Annotated in this window: 17 protein-coding genes; 9 read left to right on the top strand and 8 right to left on the bottom strand. The window is 65.8% G+C overall.

Annotation, left to right across the window (positions count from 1 at the left end; genetic code table 11):
* The first annotated feature begins 122 nt into the window (after positions 1–122).
* The 5 genes from R1L06_RS08145 to R1L06_RS08125 all read left to right on the top strand — a co-directional run bounded on the left by R1L06_RS08145 (position 123) and on the right by R1L06_RS08125 (position 9,880).
* Positions 123–2,990: a TonB-dependent receptor plug domain-containing protein gene (locus R1L06_RS08145; RefSeq protein WP_019338609.1), complete on the top strand. Its 2,868-nt coding sequence runs from the start codon at positions 123–125 to the stop codon at positions 2,988–2,990.
* Between the two features lie 190 nt (positions 2,991–3,180).
* Positions 3,181–5,283 carry a M13 family metallopeptidase gene (locus R1L06_RS08140; protein WP_317217404.1) on the top strand — a complete coding sequence of 701 codons (2,103 nt, stop codon included), beginning with the start codon at positions 3,181–3,183 and terminating at the stop codon, positions 5,281–5,283.
* 308 nt (positions 5,284–5,591) lie between these two features.
* Positions 5,592–7,598: a M13 family metallopeptidase gene (locus tag R1L06_RS08135; RefSeq protein WP_317217403.1), complete on the top strand. Its 2,007-nt coding sequence runs from the start codon at positions 5,592–5,594 to the stop codon at positions 7,596–7,598.
* A gap of 126 nt (positions 7,599–7,724) precedes the next feature.
* Positions 7,725–8,219, top strand: a complete 495-nt coding sequence (locus R1L06_RS08130) for a VOC family protein (RefSeq protein WP_317217401.1) — start codon at positions 7,725–7,727, stop codon at positions 8,217–8,219.
* A 77-nt stretch (positions 8,220–8,296) separates the two neighbouring features.
* On the top strand, positions 8,297–9,880 hold the full coding sequence (locus R1L06_RS08125; protein WP_317217400.1) for a phytoene desaturase family protein: 1,584 nt from the start codon (positions 8,297–8,299) through the stop codon (positions 9,878–9,880).
* Positions 9,881–9,979: 99 nt separating this feature from the next.
* On the opposite strand, the gene R1L06_RS08120 is transcribed toward R1L06_RS08125, so the two are convergent.
* The 7 genes from R1L06_RS08120 to R1L06_RS08090 form a co-directional block, all read right to left on the bottom strand.
* The gene (locus R1L06_RS08120) at positions 9,980–10,654 is read right to left on the bottom strand and encodes a rhomboid family intramembrane serine protease (RefSeq protein WP_005410509.1); all 675 of its coding nucleotides are present in this window, start codon (positions 10,652–10,654) and stop codon (positions 9,980–9,982) included.
* A gap of 93 nt (positions 10,655–10,747) precedes the next feature.
* A complete protein-coding gene (locus tag R1L06_RS08115) occupies positions 10,748–11,176 on the bottom strand; it encodes an MGMT family protein (RefSeq protein WP_373695414.1) in 429 nt (142 codons plus the stop codon).
* Positions 11,083–12,003, bottom strand: coding sequence for a DMT family transporter (locus R1L06_RS08110; protein ID WP_164080550.1), 921 nt, complete (start codon positions 12,001–12,003; stop codon positions 11,083–11,085). Before R1L06_RS08110 ends, R1L06_RS08115 begins: the two co-directional genes overlap by 94 nt.
* 188 nt (positions 12,004–12,191) lie before the next feature.
* Positions 12,192–13,550 (bottom strand): glutathione-disulfide reductase, encoded by a 1,359-nt coding sequence (gene gorA, locus R1L06_RS08105; protein WP_317217399.1) that lies wholly within the window; start codon positions 13,548–13,550, stop codon positions 12,192–12,194.
* A complete protein-coding gene (locus R1L06_RS08100; protein WP_317217398.1) occupies positions 13,547–14,797 on the bottom strand; it encodes an NAD(P)/FAD-dependent oxidoreductase in 1,251 nt (416 codons plus the stop codon). Before R1L06_RS08100 ends, gorA begins: the two co-directional genes overlap by 4 nt.
* A gap of 3 nt (positions 14,798–14,800) precedes the next feature.
* The gene (locus R1L06_RS08095; RefSeq protein WP_317217397.1) at positions 14,801–16,045 is read right to left on the bottom strand and encodes a DUF418 domain-containing protein; all 1,245 of its coding nucleotides are present in this window, start codon (positions 16,043–16,045) and stop codon (positions 14,801–14,803) included.
* 99 nt (positions 16,046–16,144) lie between these two features.
* Positions 16,145–16,627 (bottom strand): FKBP-type peptidyl-prolyl cis-trans isomerase, encoded by a 483-nt coding sequence (locus R1L06_RS08090; protein WP_049398704.1) that lies wholly within the window; start codon positions 16,625–16,627, stop codon positions 16,145–16,147.
* 73 nt (positions 16,628–16,700) lie between these two features.
* Here R1L06_RS08090 and R1L06_RS08085 point away from each other — a divergent pair, with 73 nt between their 5' ends.
* Together R1L06_RS08085 and R1L06_RS08080 are read left to right on the top strand one after the other, a co-directional pair.
* A complete protein-coding gene (locus tag R1L06_RS08085; protein WP_065428014.1) occupies positions 16,701–17,279 on the top strand; it encodes a C40 family peptidase in 579 nt (192 codons plus the stop codon).
* A gap of 131 nt (positions 17,280–17,410) precedes the next feature.
* Complete coding sequence (locus R1L06_RS08080; RefSeq protein ID WP_005414115.1) at positions 17,411–18,184, top strand: C40 family peptidase; 774 nt, start codon at positions 17,411–17,413, stop codon at positions 18,182–18,184.
* A 261-nt stretch (positions 18,185–18,445) separates the two neighbouring features.
* Here the strand turns inward: R1L06_RS08080 and R1L06_RS08075 are convergent, their stop codons facing one another.
* A complete protein-coding gene (locus R1L06_RS08075) occupies positions 18,446–19,780 on the bottom strand; it encodes a dicarboxylate/amino acid:cation symporter (protein WP_006381938.1) in 1,335 nt (444 codons plus the stop codon).
* Between the two features lie 154 nt (positions 19,781–19,934).
* On the opposite strand from R1L06_RS08075, the gene R1L06_RS08070 reads away from it, so the two are divergent.
* A complete protein-coding gene (locus tag R1L06_RS08070; protein ID WP_317217395.1) occupies positions 19,935–21,641 on the top strand; it encodes an alkaline phosphatase in 1,707 nt (568 codons plus the stop codon).
* Positions 21,638–22,183, top strand: a complete 546-nt coding sequence (locus tag R1L06_RS08065) for a WG repeat-containing protein (RefSeq protein WP_164080556.1) — start codon at positions 21,638–21,640, stop codon at positions 22,181–22,183. The genes R1L06_RS08070 and R1L06_RS08065 overlap by 4 nt, the downstream gene beginning before the upstream one ends.
* The last annotated feature ends 186 nt before the right edge of the window (positions 22,184–22,369 follow it).

The raw sequence follows: 22,369 nt of genomic DNA, 5'->3' as shown, positions 1-22,369 counted from the left end.
CAAATCCCTGAATTTTCCCTTACTAACAACAAGTTAAGGATCTTTATCATTCATGTTGCATTTACTTTACGCGACACATACACTCCATTAACCGAAGCATAACAAGTGGGGATCAAAACGAAATGCGCACCGCCAACCGCCAAACCAAGCCAAGCCGCGTCCCGTTGACTCTTGCTGTGCTGGCCTGCCTGCAGGTCGCACCGGCTCTGGCCCAGGAATCCACCCAGCAGGAAGCAAAGGCGTCAAGCACTTCCTCGTCTTCCCAGCGCGCGACGGATCTTGACAAGATTACTGTCACCGGCTCTCTGATCCGTCGTGCGGACTATGAGACCACCTCGCCGGTGTTCACGATCAATGCCGAAACCAACGCGAAGCAGGGCCAGGTCAACGTGGCCGAGTTCCTGCAGAAGTCGGCCATCGGTTCGGCCGAAACCCAGATCACCCACCAGTTCGGCGGCTTCGTCGTGGACGGCGGTACTGGCGTGCAGACGGTTTCGCTGCGTGGCCTGGGCGCCAACCGCACCCTGGTGCTGCTCGATGGCCAGCGCCCCGGCCCAGCCGGTACCCGTGGCGCCGTCGGCGCCTTCGACCTGAACGTCATTCCCACCGCCATCCTGCAGCGTGCCGAGATCGTGAAGGACGGTTCGTCCTCGATCTATGGTTCCGACGCCGTGGCCGGTGTGGTCAACCTGATCACCAAGAAGAACATCGAGCGCCCGGAGCTGACCGTTACCGGCCGCGTGCCGACCGAAGGCGGCGGTGAAGTGTTCGCTGCCTCACTGGCCAACGGCTGGAACTTCGAGAAAGGCAGCATCGTGGCTGCGGCAGAGTGGTACAAGCACTACGAACTGAACCGCAACGACCGTGACTACCTGAACTGCAGCAATGATCTGGTCAAGGATGCCGATGGCAACCGCATCGACCGTCAGGACCGCTCAATCACTGCCGGCACCAACCTGGCAAACTGCAACAACCTGCTGCATAACGTTGTCGACGTAGGTGCCATCCGCTATGTCCCTTCACCGGAAGGCAACACCATCGGCCCACTCCCCGGCTATCGCCCGCGTACCACCCGTACCTACGCAGGCGGCGGCCAGGCCTACTATGATGAGCCGCTGAACTTCGCACGCTTTGGTGAAGAGCAGATCATCAACCAGCAGGAGCGCAAAAGCGTCTTCGTAGCCACCGATTTCGCCTTCGACTCCGTCAACTGGAAGACCCAGTGGCTGTTCAACCGACGCGAGACCGAATCCTTCCGCTGGCGCCAGTTCTTCCCGCGGATCCAGGCACCGGCAGGTTCGGGCTTCACCGGCGTCATCCGTCCGATCATGCCGTTCAAGTCGCAGCAGGACGTCACGGTCGACTACTTCTACGGCGCGACCAAGCTCGATGGTCTGTTCAAGGGCACTGACACTTGGGCATGGGAAGTCAATGCCAACTTCAGCCACTCCAAGGGCAAGTACGGCAACTTCGGCATCCAGGCCTCCAAGACCGGCGACGTTGACTACACTGACAACGCGCCGACACTGAACTACCTCGATCCGGGCTATCTGAGCGGGGCCAAAGTCGATGAACTCAGCAATCTGCTGGGACAGTGGGATTGGGGTAAGACGATCTACAAGCAGGCCACGATCAATGCCGTCGTCAGCGGCGACCTGTTCGAGCTGCCGGCAGGTGCTGTGGGCGTAGCTGCGGGCTTGGAGTACCGCTACTACTCGATCGATGACCAGCCGGGTGAACTGTCAAAGGCACAGGACCTTTGGGGCTCGAGCTCGGCCAATGTCACGAAGGGCGACGACAGGGTCAAGGAAGCATTTGTTGAATTCGATGTTCCGCTGCTGAAGGGCCTGCCCGCGATTGAGTCGCTGAGCCTGAACGCGTCCGGCCGCGCATTCCAGTACGACTCGGTGGATGGCACCGACGAGGTCTGGAAGGTGGGCCTCAACTGGCAGGTCATTCCGTCGCTGCGCCTGCGCGGCTCGATCGGCACCTCCTACCGTGCTCCGGGCCTGTATGAGCTGTATCTGGGCAACCAGACCGGTTTCCTGGGACAGACCGGCATCGACCCCTGCATCCGCTGGGGTGAGAGCTCCAACACCAACTACCAGCGCAACTGTGCCGCGGCAGGCATTCCTGCCGACTACGCAGGTGCCGGCAGCAGTGCAACTGTATATTCGGGCGGCGGTGCAGGCCAGCTGATTCCGGAGACCTCCCGTGCCAAGACCGCAGGTATCGTGTTCACCCCCACTTTTGCCAATCTGAGTGTGGCAATCGATTACTTCGATTATCAGGTGAAGAACGAGATCGGCCAGATCACCACGGCGGACATCGTCAAGGGTTGCTATGGTGCTGCGGTGTATCCGAACGCCTTCTGCGGCCTGCTGGTCCGCAACCCCGGCACCGGCGATGAGGCTTGGAACATCACTGATGTGTACAACCAGTACGTCAACATCAACAAGCAGCGCACCCGCGGCTACGATCTGACTGCGAACTTCGACCACGACTTCTCGTTCGGCAAGTTCTCTGCCGAAACCCAGGTCACTTACACCATCGAGGATACCCAGCAGGTCTTCTCCAGCGCTGAAGAAAGTGGCCTTTCGTCCAATGAGCTTCTCGGTGACATCGGGCGTCCGAAGGTTGTGGGCAACTTGGCACTCAGCCTGACCCGTGGAGACTGGACCTTCAACTGGCTGACCACCTACATCCACAAGACCAAGGACATCGACCTGGATCCGGTCTTCATCTACCAGGGCCGTCCGAACTCCTACCGTGACATCGTGGTCGATTCGCGTACTTACCACACCGCATCGGTCAGCTACTCGCAGGCCGACTGGGAAATCCTGGTGGGTGTCAGCAACATCTTCAACAAGACTCCGCCGCTGATCTCCACCGGCGTCAGCGATGCCCGCTACGGCAACATTGCGGCATTCGCGACCCAGTACGACCTGTACGGCCGCACCCCGTTCGTGCGTCTGAAGTACAAGTTCTGATCCACGGCTGATCGCAGTTCCCCGACAGACCCGGCTTTTGCCGGGTCTGTCTTTTCCGGGCCACGAAGCGGCCCCCTTGCGCCCGGCCATGACCTTCGACACCCTTGCAGGGCAGGCCGGCGGCGTATTGTTCGGCCCACGGCCGTCCCCGCGGCCCTTCCCTGACTCACTCGGCCTGGAGGCCATCAAAGTGACCCGTACTCCCAAGATCGTGCTGCTGACCCTGGCCGTTTCGGCCGCGCTGGTCGGCTGCGGCAAGAACGAAACCCCGGCCAAGGATGCCACCGCCTCCACGCCGGCCGCGGCCGAAGCCACCAACTACACGCTGGACGAGAGCAAGCTGCCGGCCTACAACGCCTTCCAGCCCAGCGATCTGGATGCCAGCAAGGACGCCTGTGGCGCCTTCGGCGACTACGTCAACAGCAAGTGGCTGGCCGCCAATGAAATTCCGGGCGACCGCACCAGCTGGGGCGCGTTCACCATCCTCGACGAGCGTTCGGTGGCCGTGCAGCACCAGCTGGCTGAACAGGTCGCGCAGGTCAAGAACCCAAACCATATCGAGAAGATCGTCGGCGACCTGTGGGCCACCGGCATGGACGAAGCCAAGATCAATGCCCAGGGCATCGAGCCGCTGAAGGCCGACCTCACCGCGATCGACGGCCTGCAGGACAAGGCGGCCATCGCCGACTACCTGCGCAGCAGCGCGGCCAAGGGTGACAATGTCCTGTTCGGCTTCGGCGCCGAAGCCGACTTCAAGAACTCGGCCGTCAACCTGGCCTACGCCAGCCAGGGCGGCCTGGGCCTGCCGGACAGCACCTACTACACCGATGCCAAGAACGCCGACAAGCTGAAGGCCTACCAGGCGCACGTCGCCAAGGTGCTGGAGCTGTCCGGCGTCGCCGCTGCCGACGCTGTCAAGCAGGCCGAGGACGTGGTCAAGTTCGAGACCCGCCTGGCCAAGGCCTCCAAGTCGCGCGTGGAGCTGTCGCGCAACGTCGAGCTGTACTACAACCCGGTCACCCTGGCCGACGCTGACAAGCTGACCCCGAACTTCAGCTGGACCGAGTTCTTCAAGTCGCAGGGCGTAGCCGCGCCGGAGAAGTTCTCGCTGGCCATGCCGGCCTTCCATGAGGAAGTGAGCAAGGCGCTGGGCGATACCGATCCGTCGGTGTGGCGCGCCTACCTGCGCTTCCACACCGTGGACAGCGCCTCGCCCTACCTGGCCGATGCCTTCGTGCAGGAGAACTACGAGTTCTACGGCAAGACCCTCAACGGCCAGAAGGAACAGAAGCCGCGCTGGAAGCGCGTGCTGGGCACCATCGAGAACGACGCCGGTGAAGCCTTCGGCCAGCTGTACGTGAAGGTTGCCTTCTCGCCGGAAGCCAAGGCGAAGATGGAAGAGCTGGTGAAGAACCTGGCCGCCTCGCTGAAGGAACGCATCCAGGGCCTGAGCTGGATGAGCGATGAAACCAAGGCCAAGGCCATCGCCAAGTGGGAAACCTTCACTCCGAAGATCGGTTACCCGGACAAGTGGCGTGACTGGGCGGGCCTGCAGACCCAGCGCGACAGCTACCTGGGCAATGTGCGCGCGGCCAGTGAGTTCAATTACAAGTTCAACCTGTCCAAGATCGGCAAGCCGGTGGACAAGACCGAGTGGGGCATGACCCCGCAGACGGTCAACGCCTACTACAACCCGCTGCAGAACGAGATCGTGTTCCCGGCCGCCATCCTGCAGCCGCCGTTCTTCGATCCGAAGGCCGACGACGCACTGAACTATGGCGGCATCGGTGCGGTGATCGGCCACGAAATGACCCACGGTTACGACGACCAGGGTGCACGCTTCGGGCCGACCGGCAACATGGAAGACTGGTGGACCGCCGCTGACAAGAAGAACTTCGAAGGCCTGACCGGCAAGCTGGTCAAGCAGTTCGACCAGTACAAGGTCGACGGCCAGTCCGTGAACGGTCACCTGACCCTGGGCGAGAACATCGCCGACCTAGGCGGCCTGGCTACCGCCTACGACGCCCTGCAGAAGGCCTCCGCCGGCAAGGAAGATGCAAAGGTCGATGGCTTCACCCGCGACCAGCGCTTCTTCTTCAACTGGGCCACCGTGTGGCGCACCAAGTACACCCCGGAAAACGCCAAGGTCCGCCTGGCCACCGACCCGCACGCGCCGGCGCAGTTCCGCGCCATGGGTGCGCCGTCGAACCTGCCGACCTTTGCCGCGGCCTTCCAGTGCAAGGCCGGTTCGCCGATGGCCCGCGCCGGCGAGCAACAGGTGGTGATCTGGTAAGCCCTGGCTGATGCCAAGGTAGACCTGCAGAGGCCCGGGAATTCCCGGGCCTTTGTTTTTTGCGGCGCCCGTCATCCACGCATGGCGTGGATCTGCTGCGCCTGTGCAGGCCCACGCCGTTGGTAGATGCCGACCTTGGTCGACGCACGGCACGGCGGAGCCACCGTGATGCGTGCATGCGGTGTCGATGCCACACACCCGGTAGCGCCGGGCCATGCCCGGCGGATGCGCCGTGATGCGTGCATGCCGCGCCCATGCGCGGCTTGCTATAGTGCGCGCGCCCTCAATCCATCACGGATTCGTTCCACATGCCCAATTTCCGTCCGCTTGCCATCGCCCTGGGCATCAGCCTGGCGACTCTGGTCCCGACCCACGATGCGTTCGCCGCCAAGAAAAAGGCCGCGCGTGCCCCGGCTGTCAGTGCCCAGTGCAGCGACTTCTACGACGCCACCAATGCAGGCTGGCTGAAGGCCAACCCGGTGCCGCAGACCGGCGCCACCACCGCGCTGGGCCAGCTGGTCGACCGCAGCCGCCAGCAGCAGCGTGAACTGCTCGACGCAGCGATGAAGGCGCCGCAGGGCAACGTGCAGAAGCTGCTGGGTGACTTCTGGGCCAGTGGCCTGGACGAAGCGGCCGTGGAAGCAGACGGCTCCAACCCGATCGCCCCGCTGCTGACCCGCATCAACGCCATCAAGAAGGCCAAGGATGTGCCGGCCTCGATCGCCGCACTGCACCAGGTCGGCATCCCGGTGGCATTCAACTTCGGCCCCGACGTCGATCTGAAAGCACTGGACCGTCACATCGGCTACTTCATGCAGGGCGGCATGGGCCTGCCGGATCCGGCGTTCTATACCCGTACCGACGCCGACACCGTGGCGCTGATGGGCCGCTACCGCAACTACGTCAAGCAGATCCTGGCACTGACCGGCACCCCGGCGGCCAAGCTGGATGCCGAGTCGCAGGCGGTGATCGCGCTGGAAACCGAGCTGGCACGCAATGCGCAGTCGCTGGCCGGCATCAACAACCCGTTCAACAACTACGCGCCGATCTCCACCAAGGAGCTCAACAGCCGCTACCGCAACCTGCAGCTGGATGCCTTCCTGAAAGCACAGGGCGTGGATGACGACTTGGTCTCGCTGGCCGACCCGAGCCTGTTCAAGCAGCTCGACGGCATGGTCACCAAGCTCAAGCCGGACCAGTGGAAGGCCTACCTGCGCTGGCGCGTGGGCGACTCGATGGCACCGTACCTGTCCAAGGCCTACCGCGATGCCGAGTTCGAATTCCGCGGCCGCGTGCTGCGTGGCGAAACCCTGCCGCCGCAGCGCTGGGAAGACGTGCTGGAGGCGATCAACGTAGCCGCTGGCCCGATGGTCGGTCGCGAATACGCCGCCCGTTACCTGTCCGCCGAAGATCGTCGCCAGGCGGCGTGGATCGTCGACAAGGTGCGCGAAGTGCAGATCGAAGCGGTCAAGAACAGCAGCTGGATGAGCACCGAAGCCAAGGCCGAAGCGCAGGCCAAGCTGGCTGCGCTGAAGATCGAGATCGGCACCCCGCTGCGCGACCTCGACTACAGCGTGCAGCCGATGGGCCGCGGTTCGTTCGGTGGCAACATGCTGATTGCTTCGACCTGGCGCCATCGCGAGGAAATGAAGCGCATCGGCAAGGGCAACGCCGACCGTCGCTGGGACGTGCTGCCGCAGCAGCCTTCGCTGGCCTACGATCTGGCCCAGAACCGCCTGATCGTCACCGCCGCGATCCTGCAGGGCCCGGTGTTCAACGCCAAGGCCGACGCTGCCGACAAGTTCGGCAGCTTCGGTGGCCTGGTCGGCCATGAGCTGACCCGCGCGATCGATGCCAAGGGCGCGCTGGTCGACGCCAAGGGCGAGCTGCGCAGCTGGTGGACCCCGGCCGACAAGACCGCCTGGGCCCTGCTCGGTAACCGCGTAGCCGCGCAGTACAGCGCCTACGACTTCCCGGGCGTGAAGGGTGCCAAGGTCAACGGCACGCTCACCCAGGAAGAGAACCTGGCCGACATCGCCGGTCTGGAACTGGCCTGGGCGGCGTATGTCGCGCAGGAGCCGAAGGCCAAGCAGGCCCAGCAGCAGGGCTTCTTCCGCGCTTGGTCTGCGCTGTGGGCGCAGCAGCTGGCGCCGAACGAGGCCGTACGTCGCCTGACCGCCGACATCCGTGCACCGGGCCTGTGGCGCAGCAACGGCACGCTGGCCAACCTGCCGGCCTTCGGCGCCACCTTCAGCTGCAAGGCCGGCCAGCCGATGCAGCGCAGTGAAGCCGAGCAGATCAAGGTCTGGCGCTGATCCAGCTGCCACACGGGTAACGCAGAGGGCGCCTTCGGGCGCCCTCCTTTTTTGCAGGTGCAGCACGATCCCGGATTAACACCGCGCATGCTATCGCTGCGGCTTCGTCCAACGTGGAGCCCCGACATGGCACACAAGAACACGATCTGTGTCTGGTATGACAACGGCGCACTCGAGGCCGCCACCTTCTACGCCAGCATCCTGCCCGACAGCGCGGTGACCGCCGTGCATCACGCCCCCGGTGACTATCCGGACGGCAAGGAAGGCAACGTACTGACCGTTGAATTCACGGTCTGCGGCATCCCCTGCGTCGGCCTCAACGGTGGCACCGCGTTCAAGCACAGCGAAGCGTTTTCCTTCCAGATCCAGACCGAGGACCAGGCCGAGACCGACCGCCTGTGGAATGCGATCGTCGGCAACGGTGGCCAGGAGAGCCAATGCGGCTGGTGCAAGGACCGCTGGGGCATCTCCTGGCAGATCAGCCCACGCATGCTGATCGAAGCGGTGACCAGCAAGGACAAGGCATTGGCCAAGCGCGCCTTCAACGCGATGATGCCGATGAAGAAGATCGACATCGCCACCATCGAAGCAGCGATCAAAAAAGGGGACGGAGGGGTTTAAGTCGTTTTTTCCCCATTGCCGGTGACCCCATGCGAATTGCGACTTAATCCCCTCCGTCCCCTTTTCCCGAGGTGCAGATGACCTGGGATGCGATCATCGTTGGCGGTGGCCACAACGGCCTGGTCTGCGCGGCCTATCTGGCACGTGCCGGAAAGAAGGTGCTGGTGCTGGAACGTCGCGGCGTTCTTGGCGGCGCTGCAGTCACCGAGGAATTCCATCCCGGCTTCCGCAATTCAGTCGCCTCGTACACGGTCTCGCTGCTGCAGCCGAAGGTGATCGACGACCTGCAGCTGCATGCGCATGGGCTGCGCATCGTCGCGCGTCCGGCCAACAACTTCCTGCCATTGCCCGACGACCGCTATCTGTTGTCGGCACCTGGCCGCACTCAGGCCGAGGTGGCCAAGTTCTCCGAGCGGGATGCGCAGCGCTTGCCCGCGTACGAGGCACGCCTGGAAATCTTCGCCGACGTACTGCGCGCATGGGCCCTGCGCGCGCCGCCCGACCTGGGCGTAGCAGGCGGTTGGCGTGCGCTGCCCGCACTGTGGCAGATGGGGAAGCTCGGCCGCGAACTGGCGGCACTGGATGCGCCGCTGCGGCAGGAGCTTCTGGACCTGTTCACGCTGTCGGCGACGGAATACCTGGACCGCTGGTTCGAGAGCGCGCCGATCAAGGCGCTGTTCGGCTTCGATGGCATCGTCGGCAACTACGCAAGCCCGTATACAGCGGGCAGTGCCTACGTACTGCTGCACCACGTATTCGGCCAGTGCAATGGCGTAAAAGGTGCGTGGGGCCACGCGATCGGCGGCATGGGCGCGATCAGCCAGGCCATCGCCAGTGCGGCGCGCGAGGCCGGGGCCGAACTGCGCGTGGATGCCGGTGTGCAACAGGTACTGACCGAACAAGGCCGCGCCGTGGGGGTGGAACTGGTCAACGGCGAAACCCTGCGTGCACGCGCGGTGGTGGCCAACGTCAATCCGAAGCTGCTGTACGAACAGCTGCTGGAGCCGACGCAGGTACCCGCTGCCACACGCGAACGCATGACGAACTGGCGCTGCGGTTCCGGCACCTTCCGGATGAACGTGGCGCTGTCGCGGTTACCGGACTTCCGTGCCCTGCCCGGCCCCGGCGATCACCTCAGCGCCGGCATCATCATGGCCCCCAGCCTGGACTACATGGACCGCGCCTGGCTGGATGCGCGCCGCGAAGGCTGGTCGCGCGAACCGATCGTAGAGATGCTGATTCCGAGCACGCTGGATGATTCACTGGCGCCGCGCGGGCAGCATGTGGCCAGCCTGTTCTGCCAGCACGTGGCGCCGGTACTGCCCGACGGGCGCAACTGGGATGATCACCGCGAGACTGTGGCGGACCTGATGATTGCCACCGTCGAACGGTATGCGCCCGGCTTTGCCGGCAGCGTGCTCGGTCGGCAGGTGCTGTCGCCGCTGGATCTGGAACGCACCTTCGGCCTGGTCGGTGGCGACATTTTCCACGGTGCGCTCAGTGCCAACCAGTTGTTCTCGGCACGGCCGATGGTCGGCCAAGCCGGCTATCGCGGTGCCCTGCCCGGCCTGTACCTGTGCGGTGCGGGCACCCATCCCGGTGGTGGCGTCACCGGTGCGCCCGGGCACAATGCCGCGCAGGTGGTGCTGCAGGATGGGTAGAGGTGTGCCGACCAACGGTCGGCACCTACCGCGTCAAATGATCCCATTCAAAGCGTGCCAACCTAGGTTGGCACCTACAGCGTCAAATGATCCTTCGGATCATTTGACGCTGCGCAGATGGTTGGGGCGCTTCGGCGGGCCAGGCGGGCGGCGCTTGTTGAACGGCGGCTGCCCGCGCCAGTAGCGGATCAGCAACCAGCCGAACAGCATGCCACCGAGGTGCGCGAAGTGGGCCACGCCGGGCTGCCAGCCGGTCATGCCCAGCACCAGCTCGCCCACACCGAACAGGATCACGAAGGTCCGTGCCTTCATCGGGATCGGCGGGAACAGCAGCATCACCCGCTGGTTGGGGAACAGCATGCCGTAGGCCAGCAGCAGGCCGAACACGCCACCGGAAGCACCCAGCACCGTGGCCGGGTTTTCCAGCAGCGTACCCACCAGCAGCTGGCAGACACCTGCACCGGCCACGCACACCAGGTAATAGAGCAGGAAGCGCTTCTCGCCCCAGGTCTGCTCCAGCGGCGCGCCGAACATGAAGACCGCCAGCATGTTGAAGAACAGATGGCCGAAGCTGCCATGCAGGAAGCCATAGGTCAGCAGCTGCCACGGCTGGAAATTGCCGCCCGGCGAGAACGCATCGAAGCCCTGCTGCAACGGCTGCAGCATGAACGGCTCGAAGGTCTGCATGCCGAGCAGGAACGGCTGCTGCAGCAGGAACAGGATCGCGTTGGCGATCAGCAGGGCCTTGGTGACGGTTGGCAGTCGCGGGAACATGGGAGCACCGGCATGGAACGGCCTCCATCATAGCCGCAGCACCGTGTCTTGTTGGCGACCGGCAGGAGTAGCCTGTTCAGTCGCCAGCGGTGCTCAGCCCGGGCCCCACACGGCCGCATCCAGCGCTGCCGCCGGATCGGTCGCTGGCATCCGCACCCGGCCATTCTCGACCACCACGCCCTCGGCACGCAGCCGCTGCGACTGCTCGCGCCAGCCGGCCGACCCTTCTTCCATGGCGATGCGCCCATCCGAGCGCAGCACGCGGTGCCAGGGCAGGTCCGGGTCATCGTTCTGGCCGAGGATGCGCGCGGTCAGGCGCGCACGCCCGGGCAGGCCCGCGCGCAGCGCCACCTGCCCATAGCCCATCACCTGCCCCGCCGGGATCGCGCGGATCACCGCCAGGATGCGCGCGCGCGCCTGCTCAGGCGTCAGCGCCGCAGGCGGGTTACCAGCAGAACGCCGATCAGCACCAGCACGGTGCCGGCGATCTGCGCCGGCCCCATCGGTTCGTCGAGCAGCCATAGGCTCATCACGATGGTGGAAACAGGGCCCAGCATACCGACCTGCGCGGCCAGCGACGAACCCACGCGCTGCACCGCCAGCATGATCGCCAGCACTGGCAGCACCGTGCACACGGTGGCATTGACCAGCGACAACCACTGCACCGCCGCAGGCGCCTGCCACAACAGCGGCAGCGGATGGGTCACCGCGAAATGCAGCAGCACCAGCACGCTGGCCACGCAGCTGGCGTAAGCGGTCAGCCGCACCGCTCCGATACGCGCGACCACCTGCCCGCTGCCGAACAGGTACAGCGCATAGCTGAGCGCACTGCCCAGCACCAGCAGGCTGCCAACGATGATCTGCCCACCCTCGCGCTGCAGGTCATGGCCGAACGCCAGCAGCACGCCCAGATAACTCAGCACCAGCGCGCCGATCTGCCATCGGCCCGGCCGCTGGCGCGCCAGCAGCACGTTGATCAGCAGCACCAGGGTCGGGTTCAAGTACAGGATCAGCCGTTCCAGCGTCACGCTGATGTACTGCAGGCCCTGGAAGTCGAGCAGGCTGGACAGGTAGTAGCCGGTGAAACCCAGCCACAGCACGCGGGCACGGTCGGCCCAGGACAGTGGTTCGGCCCGACGCGCGGCCCACAGCGCCATCAGTACGAACAGCGGCAGCGCCATCAGCATGCGCAGGGCAAGCAGCGTGGTGGCATCCACGCCGTGACGCAGGCCGAGCTTGACAATGATCGCCTTGCCGGAAGCAGCGATGGCGCCGATCGCGGCCAGGCCGATACCCCCCAGCGCAATGCGTGGGGAGGCGGTGGCGATACGGGAAGCGGGATTGGACATCAGGACGACGGCGGGCCGCTCGGAGCGGCCCGGGAAAGCGTGGGGGCGCCCATTGTCGCACGGGGGCGTCCGGTGCCCGCCTTGTAGAGTCGAGCCATGCTCGACTGTCTTTCCACCGCAGTCGAGCATGGCTCGACTCTACAAAGAGCGACGGCCGAGCATGGGCTCGGCTCTGCAGCAACCGCAGGTCAGCGCATCAGCACCACTTCCTCAGCCGAGGTCGGGTGGATCGCCACGGTGTCATCGAACTGGGCCTTGGTCGCGCCCATCTTCACCGCCACCGCGAAACCCTGCAGGATCTCGTCGGCCGCTTCGCCCAGCAGGTGGATACCCACCACGCGTTCTTCCGGGCCGGCGCAGACCATCTTGAACAGGCTGCGCTGTGTACCGTTGGCCAGCGCCTGCAGCATCGGTCGGAAACGGCTGTGGTAAACGCTCACCTGGTCGAAACGCGCGCGCGCTTCTTCCTCGCTCATGCCCACCGCACCCAGCGGCGGGTGCGAGAACACCACGCTGGCCACATTCTCGTAATCCATCTTCGACTGCGGGCGGCCACCGAACAGGCGATCCATCAGGCGCCGCGACGCCGCCACCGCCACCGGAGTCAGGCCGACTTTGCCGGCGATGTCACCCACCGCGTGCACGCTCGGCACGCTGGTGGTCTGCCATTCGTCCACCTGCACCTGCTGATGTTCGCCAATGCCGATGCCGAGCGCTTCCAGGCCCAGATCACGACTGTTGCCGCGGCGGCCGGTGGCGAAGAACACCGCGTCGAACACGCTGTCGAGCGGGCCGTCATGGCCGAACGCACGTACGCGTTCACCATCGCGCTGCAGTTCGCGCAGGCGATAGCCGAAATGGATGCGCACGCCCTGCTGCTTCAGGTTCTCGGCCAGCTGATCAGTCAGCTCGTAGTCGAAGCGATCCAGCAGCCGTTGGCCACGCACCAGCAGGCTCACCTTGCTGCCCAGTGCCTGCAGCAGGCCGGCCAGCTCCACCGCGATGTAGCCACCGCCGATGATCGCCACCTCGGCCGGCGCCGCACGCAGGTCGAAGAAATCATCGGAGACCAGGCCCAGTTCCGCGCCGGGGATATCTGGACGCAGCGGGTGCGCGCCGGTGGCGATCAGGATGTGCTCCGCGCTGTAACGCACGCCATCACTGCAGGCCACGGTATGCGCATCGAGCAGATGGCCGCGCGCCGGAATGCGCACCACGCCGGTCTCATCCAGGCGTTTGTGGTAGCTGGTGTGGATGTTGCTGATATAGGCCTGGCGGTGGATCACCAGTTCCTTCCACGACAGCGCCGGGCGCGCCTCGACATCGAAGCCCATCGCGCTGGCCAGACCGATGCGCTCGTGCAGGTCGGCCGCCAGCCACATCGCCTTCTTCGGCACGCAGCCAACATTGACGCAGGTCCCGCCCAGCTCACCGGGCTCCAGCATGGCCACGCGCTTGCCGTGCTGCGCGGCGCGGATCGCACCGGCCAGGCCGGCGGAGCCGCCGCCAAGGACGATCAGGTCGTAATCAAAGGATGCAGTGCTCATCGGAATCGCTCGGGTCGGTAAGGGGCAGGATCGATCGCTGGCGTGCGGCCGCAGACGAGATCGGCGATCAGCTGGCCGGTGCCGGCGCTCATGCTGATGCCGAGCATGCCATGCCCCGCTGCAAGCCAGACGTGAGGATGCGCAGGCGCGCGGCCGATCAACGGCACGTCGTCCACGCTCATGGGGCGCCACCCGCACCACTGCTCCTGCAGCTGCGCACCGCGTGGCGCGCGCAGGTAGTGGTCGGCGGCCTGCTGCAGGGCCTGCAGGCGGGCCGTGCGCAGCTGCGGTTCGGCACCGGCGAATTCCATGGTGCCGCCCAGTCGCAACGCTTCGCGCCAAGCAATCACGAACACGGAATGGTCCTTCAGCACCACCGGGCGCTGCGGCACCTGCACCGGTCGCGACCAGGTCAGCGAATAGCCCTTGCCGGGCTGGATCGGCACGCGCAGATCCAGTTGCTGTGCCCAGTGCGGCGACCACGGCCCGGTGGCCAGCACCAGCTCGCGTGCGTGCAGCGTGCGTTCGCCGACGTGCACGCACACACCCTGCGCGTCGGCGCTGAAATCCTGCACGTCCGAGTGCTCTTCAATCACCACGCCCTGTGCGCGCAGCACGCGCGCCAGTTCGGCGGTGTAGCGGTCCGGACGCAGCTGCGCATCGCCGGGGAAGTGGATCGCGCCGGCAATGCGATCATGGAAAGCTGGATTGTCGCGCGCATAGTCGGCGCCATCGATGCGCGCCGTGGCGATGCCCTGCGCGTTCAGTGCCTCACACTCAGCGGCGTGGTGATCGAAATTGCGGGCATCGCCAAACACGTAGTCCAGACCGCGGATATCGAATTCGCAGTCCAGCGCATGCACCTGCACCCACTGTGCCAGGCGCAGCCGGGAATCATTCAGCAGCGCAGCGCGGGCGCGCGTGGCCTGCAGCCAGTCGCGGGCATTGCAGCGTGCGCTGAACTGCAGCAGCCAGCGCCACAATGCAGGGTCCAGTCGCGTACGCACGTACAACGGCGCACGCGGATCGAGCATCCAGCGCAGCGCGCGCAACGGTACGCCAGGCGCTGGCAGCGGCGGCGCGTGGCTGGGGGTGATGGTGCCGCAGTTGCCATGCGAGGTCGCGCCGCCGACACGCCCACGGTCGATCACGCGTACCTGCCGGCCCTGTGCGCGCAGCGCGAGCGCGACGGCCAGTCCAATGGCACCGGCGCCGACCACGATCACATCCTCGCGCGCGCCCTGCATCGATCAGCCCTGCCCGGCCCCGCGCCGCATCGGCGGCCACTGCCGGTAGGTCATCGCACGCCACAGCCATTCCATCGGCCCGAAACGGAAGCGGCGCAACCACGCGTGCGAAATGCCCACCTGCACAGCGAACAGCAGTAGTGCGAACAGCAGCTGCACGCTGCGCGGCATCACCTCGAACCATCCCAGTCCGTAGTGATAGAAAAGCAGCGTGCAGACCAGCGACTGCGCCAGGTAATGTGTCAGCGCCATGCGCCCCACCGGCGCCAGCCAGGCCAGCCGCGTGCGCCAGTGCACGATCCACGCCAGATAGCCCAGGCACATCGGCAGGCCGCCTATGGTCACCAGGCCCATCGCCGCCGTCACTGGAAGGTTGTAGGCGCCCGGTGCCAGGTAGGGTTTCCAGGCGACGCCGATCAACGTGACCAGCAGGCCCAGCGGCAACGCGATCCAGCGCAGCGACGCGTACAGCCGCGGGAAGCGCTCCGGCGCCGCCAGCGCGCCACTGCCGGCGAACCAGCTGCCGATCAGGAACATGCCCAGCACTTCCGGGCCGGTGATCAGCAGCGCCCCCATCGACGTACCGAACTCATTCAGGCGCTGCACATTGGCCTGCGCCCAGCTGCCCTGCCCGTACACCTGCCGCTGCAGCTCAATGCTCCGCTGCGCCTCAGCAAGCATGCCCTGCACATCTTCGGCCGAAGCCATCGACACCATCGCGCCGACCAGCAGCATCATCGCCACACCGCCGAGGTAGACCATCAGCCCCATCCACGGCAGCCAGCTGCGTGGCGCCTCGCGGCACGCCAGCAGCGGCAACGAGATCAGTGCATACATCACCAGAATGTCGCCGGACCAGACCAGCAGTGCATGGCACAGACCGATCAGCAGCAAGCCAGCGCTGCGGCGCAGGTAGAACGGGGTGAAGTCGCGCCCGGCGGCCTCAGCGCGCTGCGCCATCACCGCGAAGCCGGCACCGAACAGCAACGAGAACAGGGTGAAGAACTTGCCCTGCACGAACACGTAGACAAAGGCATCGGCCCAGTAGTCGATGCCCTGCCAATGCACGTCGATGCCGGTGAACGCCAGATCCAGCGGCCCGCTGAAGGCCTCGATGTTCATCAGCAGGATGCCCAGCAGCGCAGCACCGCGCAGCACGTCAAGCACGGCGATGCGTTCGCCGGAAGCCACCGGCTGCAGGGAAGGAGAAGCGGCGTTCACAGGGCGTCCGTCGGGCAGGTCCGCCATTATGCCGCCGGCCTGCGCGCCATGGATGGCCGCGCCGTGTTCCACAAACGCAACGGCCCGCCGAAGCGGGCCGTTGCTGCCATCACGATCGCGCTGCGATCAGTGCTGGTGACCGCCGTCGCCGTGGACGTGGCCGTGGTCGATTTCTTCCTTGCCGGCTTCGCGTACATCGACGATCTCCACGTCGAAGTGCAGGTCCTTGCCGGCCATCGGATGGTTCAGGTCGACGTCGACGACGCTCATGCCGACCTTCTGCACGGTCACCGCACGCGGGCCGAAGTTGGTCTGCAGCACGACCTGCTGGCCCGGAGCCAGCTTGGTGTTGCCGAAGTGCTTCTTCGGCACGCGCTGGGACAGGCCCTCACGGCGCTCGCCGTAGGCATCGGCAGCGTTGACGTCGACGCTGAAGGTCGCGCCGGCTTCCTTGTCCATCATGGCGTTTTCCAGGCCCGGGATGATGTTGCCGTGGCCGATCAGGATCGCCAGCGGCTCGCCGCGGTCCTTGGACGATTCGATCGGCTCCTGGCCGACTTCGGAAACGGTGTAGTGGAAGCGGACAACGCGGTCTTTTTCGATCTTCATGCGCAACTCTGTCTGGATCTGCCGGAGGCAGGCGGGTTGGGGCGGGTTGTCGCCCGGCGGGGACGCCGCCATCATGACGGCCAATCCTAAGGTGGCGCATTATCCGGAGATCATGCACATCACGCCAGTTTCGTCCGGCCTGCGCCGGCTCCTCGCCCCGGCCCTGCTGCTGGCCCTGCCCGTGCTGATGACCGCCTGCGGCGGCGGCAAGGCCACCCGACCCGCGCCGCCCCCGCCGACCGCGAACTGGCCGAAGACCGTGCCGGACAATCCCGAGGCGGCAAACTCGGTGCTGATGCGCGCCATCAGCCTGGTCGGCACCCCCTATCGCTATGGCGGCAATACCCCCGACTCCGGCTTCGACTGCAGCGGCCTGGTGGCCTACGTCTACCGCGAGATGCTGGACCTGAAACTGCCGCGCACCTCGCGCGACCTGGCGGCGGTACAGGGCCCGAAGATCGACCCGCAGCGCCTGGCCACCGGCGACCTGGTGTTCTTCGGCAGCCGCGGCAGCGTCACCCATGTCGGCATTTATGTGGGTGAAGGGCGCTTCGTGCACGCGCCGAGCACCGGTGGCACGGTCCGGCTGGACTCGCTCAGCGGTCCGTACTGGAAGGACCACTACACCGGGGCGAAACGCGTCCTTCGCTAAGATGAACAGGCGATATGTTCAAAATTGTGACGCACATCACCATGCAACTAACGATTTACTAACGGAATTTTTAACTTATTGCCGCTTTTACAGGGCATGATGCCCCATCGTTTTTTTCCTGTGACCGACGCGTGACGACTGACGACCTGAAAAGCGAAGGCCAGACTTCCGTATCTTCACGTAGTGCCCGCCCGCTGTTGCTTGGCCTGGCACTGTGTCTGACCAGCCTTCCGGCCTGGTCGCAGACTGCTCCGAACCGTTCCGATGTGACCCCGGCCCCGGTGGCCGAGAGCACCGCCCGACCGGCCGCCAAGGCCGAGGCTGCCGCTCCGCAGCGCAGCCGCGTCGATGCCGCCGCCAGCGCCACGCTGGCCGCCCTGCTGCCGCATCTGGCTGCCAACGACACCATTCCGCTGATGGACCGCTCGGCCGTGGTAGCCGGTGATCTCAGCCGCCTGCTCGCCAACTACGACACCAGCAGCGCCGCCAATGGCAGCGTTGTCGGCACCGCCGCCGACAACGGCAAGGTGCAATCGCTGCTGCGCCGCGCGATGACCCTGCTGGGCACCCCGTACCGTTGGGGTGGCAGCAACCCGGACAGCGGTTTCGACTGCAGCGGCCTGGTCGGTTACGTGTTCCGCTCGGCCCTGGGCATCGAGCTGCCGCGCGTGTCGCGCGAGATGGCACACGACGACAACGCCGAACTGATCAACGACCGCACCGCACTGGCTGCCGGTGACTTGGTGTTCTTCGGCCGCAAGGGCCGCGTCGACCACGTCGGCATCTATGTTGGCGATGGCCGCTTCCTGCACGCACCGAGCTCCGGCAAGGACGTCCGCGTGGACACCCTGCTCAGCGGCTACTGGGGCAACAAGTTCATGCAGGCCCGCCGGGTCGATCTCTGATCTGACCGGTTGGCGCTACCGCGCCGCCTCACACGAGAAAGCCGCTGCCCTGCAGCGGCTTTTTTGTTTGCGCCCCCACTGGGTGCCGACCTTGGCCGGCACTGCGCCACCTGCCCCAGTGGGTGCCGACCGTTGGTCGGCACTGCGGCCATCCACGCATGGCGTGGATCTACCGGGGACCTACCCTGATCGGCACCGCGCCAGTCAGCTCCAAAACAAAAAGCCCGCCGTTCAGGGCGGGCCTTTCATCTCCACGCAACCTCAGGCGCGTGGCGGTGTCGGGTCGGGATCATCCACACCCACATTGCTGGACGGGTTGTCATACACCGCCTGGTCAAGCAGGCCGGTTTCCTTGGCCACGATCACCGGCACCAGCATCTGGCCCGTCACATTCGTCATCGTACGCATCATGTCCAGGATGCGGTCGATGGCATACAGGTAGCCGATGGTCTCCAGCGGCAGGTTGGCTGCGCTCAGCACCACCGTGGCCATGATCACCGCGGTACCCGGCACGCCGGCGGTACCGAAGCTGCCCAGCACCGAGGCAATCAGCACCACCACGTACTGCTCCGGGGTCAGCGGCACACCGCTGTACTGCGCGATGAACACCGCGCACAGCGCCGGGTAGATCGCGCCGCAGCCATCCATCTTGATGCTGGCACCCAGCGGCACCGCGAACGAACCGTAGTCCTTGTTCACGCCCAGGTTGTGGGTGATCGAGCGCAGCGCCACCGGCATCGCTGCGAAGCTGGACGAGCTGACGAAGGCGACCTGCATGCCCGGCGCCGCGCCACGGAAGAACTTCAACGGGTTCAGGCCGTGCGCCAGCAGCAGTGCGCTGTAGACCACCACGATGTGCAGGGCGCAGGCCACGTACAGCGCCAGCACGAAATGCCCCAGCGGCAGCAGCTTCTCGAAGCCGTAGCTGCCGACCAGGCCGGCGATCAGGCCGAAGGTACCGATCGGGGTGACTTCCAGCACGAAGCGGGTCACCTGGATCATGATGTCGCTCATCTGCCCGACCAGCTTGCGCGCCTCGGTCACCTTCTCGCCCAGCTTGACGATGGCAAAGCCCACCAGGCCGGCGAAGAAGATCACCGGCAGGATCGAGCCGCGACCGGCAGCCAGCACGGTCTCACCGGCCGCATTGACCTTGGTGCCGATGCCGGACAGCGCGTAGAAGACATTGGCCGGCACCACGTCCAGCAGCACCTGCACCACGCTGGGCACTTCGCGCGGCACGTAGTTGCTGGCCATCGACAGCTGCAGGCCACCGGCGCCGGGCTGCAGCACGGTACCCACGCCCAGGCCGACGCACACCGCCAACGCGGCGGTGATCACGAACCACAGGAAGGTGCGGCCACTGAGCGCGGCGACCGACTTCTGGCCGTGCAGCGACGAGATTGCGTTGATGACCGCGAAGAACACCAGCGGCACGGCGATCATCTTGATCAGGGTGACGTACAGCTCGCCGAGCGGGCCGAACCACGTTTCCGCGGCCGGGCCGAGCGCCCAGCCGGCCAGCGCGCCGAGCACGAAGCCACCGACCACGCGCTGCCAGAATGGAATCCGCAGCCAGGCAGAGACCAGCTTCATAGGCAATCCAGAGGGGAAGGAAGGGATGCTGGCACGATAGCCCAAGGCGGCCCGCAGAACGACCGCCCGGCCGGCAAATCAGTGTGTCATCGGCGTGCCTTGCGAGGGCGGGCATAATGAACGTCCCGTTACAGTTTGTGAGATCCCAGCGTCCATGCGCCGTTCCGTCTCCCTGTTGGCCGCCTGCGCCACCACCCTGCTGCTGGGCGCCTGCGCCAGCACCGCCCCCGCGTCCGCCCCGGCCGGCCTGAAGGTCGCCGTCGACCCCGTTGCCCATCCGGCCGGCGAGACCCCGCAGTGGTGGTACCGCAGCGGCGCCGCCCAGGCCGCCGCCAACGGCGCGATGTCCGGCAAGGCCAAGAACGTCATCCTGTTCCTCGGCGACGGCATGAGCCTGACCACGGTGGCCGCCTCGCGCATCTACGAAGGCCAGCAGAAGGGCGGCTCAGGTGAAGAGAACCTGCTGTCCTGGGAGCGCTTCCCGGCCACGGCCTTCAGCAAGACCTACAACACCGATTCGCAGACCCCGGATTCGGCCGGCACCATGACCGCCATCACCACCGGCGTGAAGACCCACATGGGCGCGATCGGCGTCAGCGCCGGCAGCCGCACCGACTGCGCCGACAGCCTGTCCAAGGGCCTGCTGACCTGGCTGCAGCTGGCCGACAGCGCCGGCCTGGCCACCGGTGTGGTGTCCACCGCACGCCTGACCCATGCCACTCCGGCCGCCACCTACGCGCACTCGCCCGAGCGCAACTGGGAAAACGACACCGACCTGACCGAAGCCGCGAAGGCCGCCGGCTGCAAGGACATCGCCCAGCAGCTGCTGTCGACCTCGCGCTATGGCCGTGGCCCGCTGGTCGCCCTCGGCGGTGGTCGTGGTGAGTTCACCACCGTGGAAGAGCGCGATCCCGAGTACGACGACAAGGTCGGCCAGCGCCTGGACGGCCGCAGCCTGGTGCAGGAATGGCAGCAGGCGCATCCGCAGGGTGCCTACGTGTGGAACAGCAAGCAGCTGGCCGCCGCCGCGAATGCGCCGGCCATCCTTGGCCTGTTCGAGCCGGACCACATGCGCTACGAATACGAGCGTCCGCAGGATCCGGGCGGTGAGCCGAGCCTGGCCGAACTGACTGCCGCCGCGATCAAGAATCTGGCCAAGCACCAGGAAGGCTACGTGCTGATGATCGAAGGCGCGCGCATCGACCACGCCAACCACAGCGGCAACGCCTACCGGGCGCTGACCGAGACCGTGGCGCTGTCCGACGCGGTGCGCGTGGCCAACGAACTGACCTCGGCCGACGACACCCTGATCATCGTCACCGCCGACCACTCGCACACCCTGAACTTCGTCGGCTACCCGGCGCGCGGCAACCCGATCCTGGGCAAGGTGAAGGACAAGGGCGGCGAAGATGGCGCCGGCAAGCTCGACTACGCGCTGGACGGCACCGGCCAGCCGTACACCACCCTGAGCTACGCCAATGGCCCGGGCCATACCGGCAGCAGCAACCAGCAGCCGGCCGGTCCGAAGCGTTACCCGCACAACCCGAGCAGCTTCGAACCGGCCAACGGCCGCCCGAACCTGCGCGAGGTCGACACCGAGCATCCGGACTACATGCAGGAAGCACTGGTGCCGATGAAGTCCGAGTCGCACGGCGGCGAAGACGTCGGTATCTGGGCACGCGGCCCGGGCAGCAATGCGATCCGCGGCACGCTGGAACAGAACGCGATCTACCACATGATCGTGCAGGCCACCCCGGCCCTGCGCGAACGCCTGTGCCAGGCCGGCACCTGCGATGACAGGGGCGTGCCGGTGCAGCTGCCGGCGCCGACCGCATTCGAGCGCAAGGCCGAGGCCAAGTGATCGTGAGGCAGGCCTACCCTGCTCCTGCCAGCGGCCGCTTCGCGCGGTCGCTGGTCCTGCTTGGCGTGCTGGTCAGTGCCAATGCAGCGGCACAGGCACCGGCGTGCAAGCTGCTGACCGACGAACACGGGTTGTGGCCGCTGCCCAACTGCGAAGTGGTCGATCACCGGCCGAAGATCAGTGCCGACACCTTGAAGGACCTGAATTACGACGACCATGGCCTGGCCGTGGTGTACGCCGACCAGGGCTTCCACTACGTCAACCGCAAGGGCCGCAGCCTGCCGGTACTGACCTGGGACAACGGTCCGGAAACACCGCAGGAAGGCCTGCTGCGCGCCCGCGTCGGCAACCGCGTGGCCTACTTCGATCTGAAGTTCCGCCAGGTGGTGCCCGGCACCTTCGATTTCGGTTGGCCGTTCCAGGATGGCGTGGCCGAAGTCTGCAATGGCTGCCGGCGCGGCACGCCGGATGCCGATGGCCACACGCCGATGGAAGGCGGAGAGCGGTTCCGCATCGACCGTTCGGGTCGTCGGGTAAAGTAGGGTTTTCGGCAGGGCTGCGCCCTGCACCTGCAGACGCAACGGCAACGGCCGAAGCAACAGCGTGCATTCCGTGGGATGGCGGGGCACTGTGGGTTTGCGGGGACGGCGCAAGTACGTCCATGTAGCCTTGATCGCCGCATCCATGCGGCTCACACCCCGCAAACCCACAGTGCCCCGCCTTCGACA

The sequence above is a fragment of the Stenotrophomonas mexicanensis genome, from assembly GCF_032911605.1.
Taxonomy (GTDB): Bacteria; Pseudomonadota; Gammaproteobacteria; order Xanthomonadales; family Xanthomonadaceae; genus Stenotrophomonas; species Stenotrophomonas maltophilia_A.
Note: the sequence above shows the minus strand (reverse complement) of the source record. Positions and strands in the feature narration are given on the sequence as shown.

Coding starts and splice junctions, on each gene's coding strand:
- R1L06_RS08145 (WP_019338609.1), top strand. CDS start 123: ATGCGCACCGCCAACCGCCAAACCAAGCCAAGCCGCGTCCCGTTGACT.
- R1L06_RS08135 (WP_317217403.1), top strand. CDS start 5,592: ATGCCCAATTTCCGTCCGCTTGCCATCGCCCTGGGCATCAGCCTGGCG.
- R1L06_RS08130 (WP_317217401.1), top strand. CDS start 7,725: ATGGCACACAAGAACACGATCTGTGTCTGGTATGACAACGGCGCACTC.
- R1L06_RS08125 (WP_317217400.1), top strand. CDS start 8,297: ATGACCTGGGATGCGATCATCGTTGGCGGTGGCCACAACGGCCTGGTC.
- R1L06_RS08120 (WP_005410509.1), bottom strand. CDS start 10,654: ATGTTCCCGCGACTGCCAACCGTCACCAAGGCCCTGCTGATCGCCAAC.
- R1L06_RS08115 (WP_373695414.1), bottom strand. CDS start 11,176: ATGGCTGCTCGACGAACCGATGGGGCCGGCGCAGATCGCCGGCACCGT.
- R1L06_RS08110 (WP_164080550.1), bottom strand. CDS start 12,003: ATGTCCAATCCCGCTTCCCGTATCGCCACCGCCTCCCCACGCATTGCG.
- gorA (WP_317217399.1), bottom strand. CDS start 13,550: ATGAGCACTGCATCCTTTGATTACGACCTGATCGTCCTTGGCGGCGGC.
- R1L06_RS08100 (WP_317217398.1), bottom strand. CDS start 14,797: ATGCAGGGCGCGCGCGAGGATGTGATCGTGGTCGGCGCCGGTGCCATT.
- R1L06_RS08095 (WP_317217397.1), bottom strand. CDS start 16,045: ATGGCGGACCTGCCCGACGGACGCCCTGTGAACGCCGCTTCTCCTTCC.
- R1L06_RS08090 (WP_049398704.1), bottom strand. CDS start 16,627: ATGAAGATCGAAAAAGACCGCGTTGTCCGCTTCCACTACACCGTTTCC.
- R1L06_RS08085 (WP_065428014.1), top strand. CDS start 16,701: ATGACGGCCAATCCTAAGGTGGCGCATTATCCGGAGATCATGCACATC.
- R1L06_RS08075 (WP_006381938.1), bottom strand. CDS start 19,780: ATGAAGCTGGTCTCTGCCTGGCTGCGGATTCCATTCTGGCAGCGCGTG.
- R1L06_RS08070 (WP_317217395.1), top strand. CDS start 19,935: ATGCGCCGTTCCGTCTCCCTGTTGGCCGCCTGCGCCACCACCCTGCTG.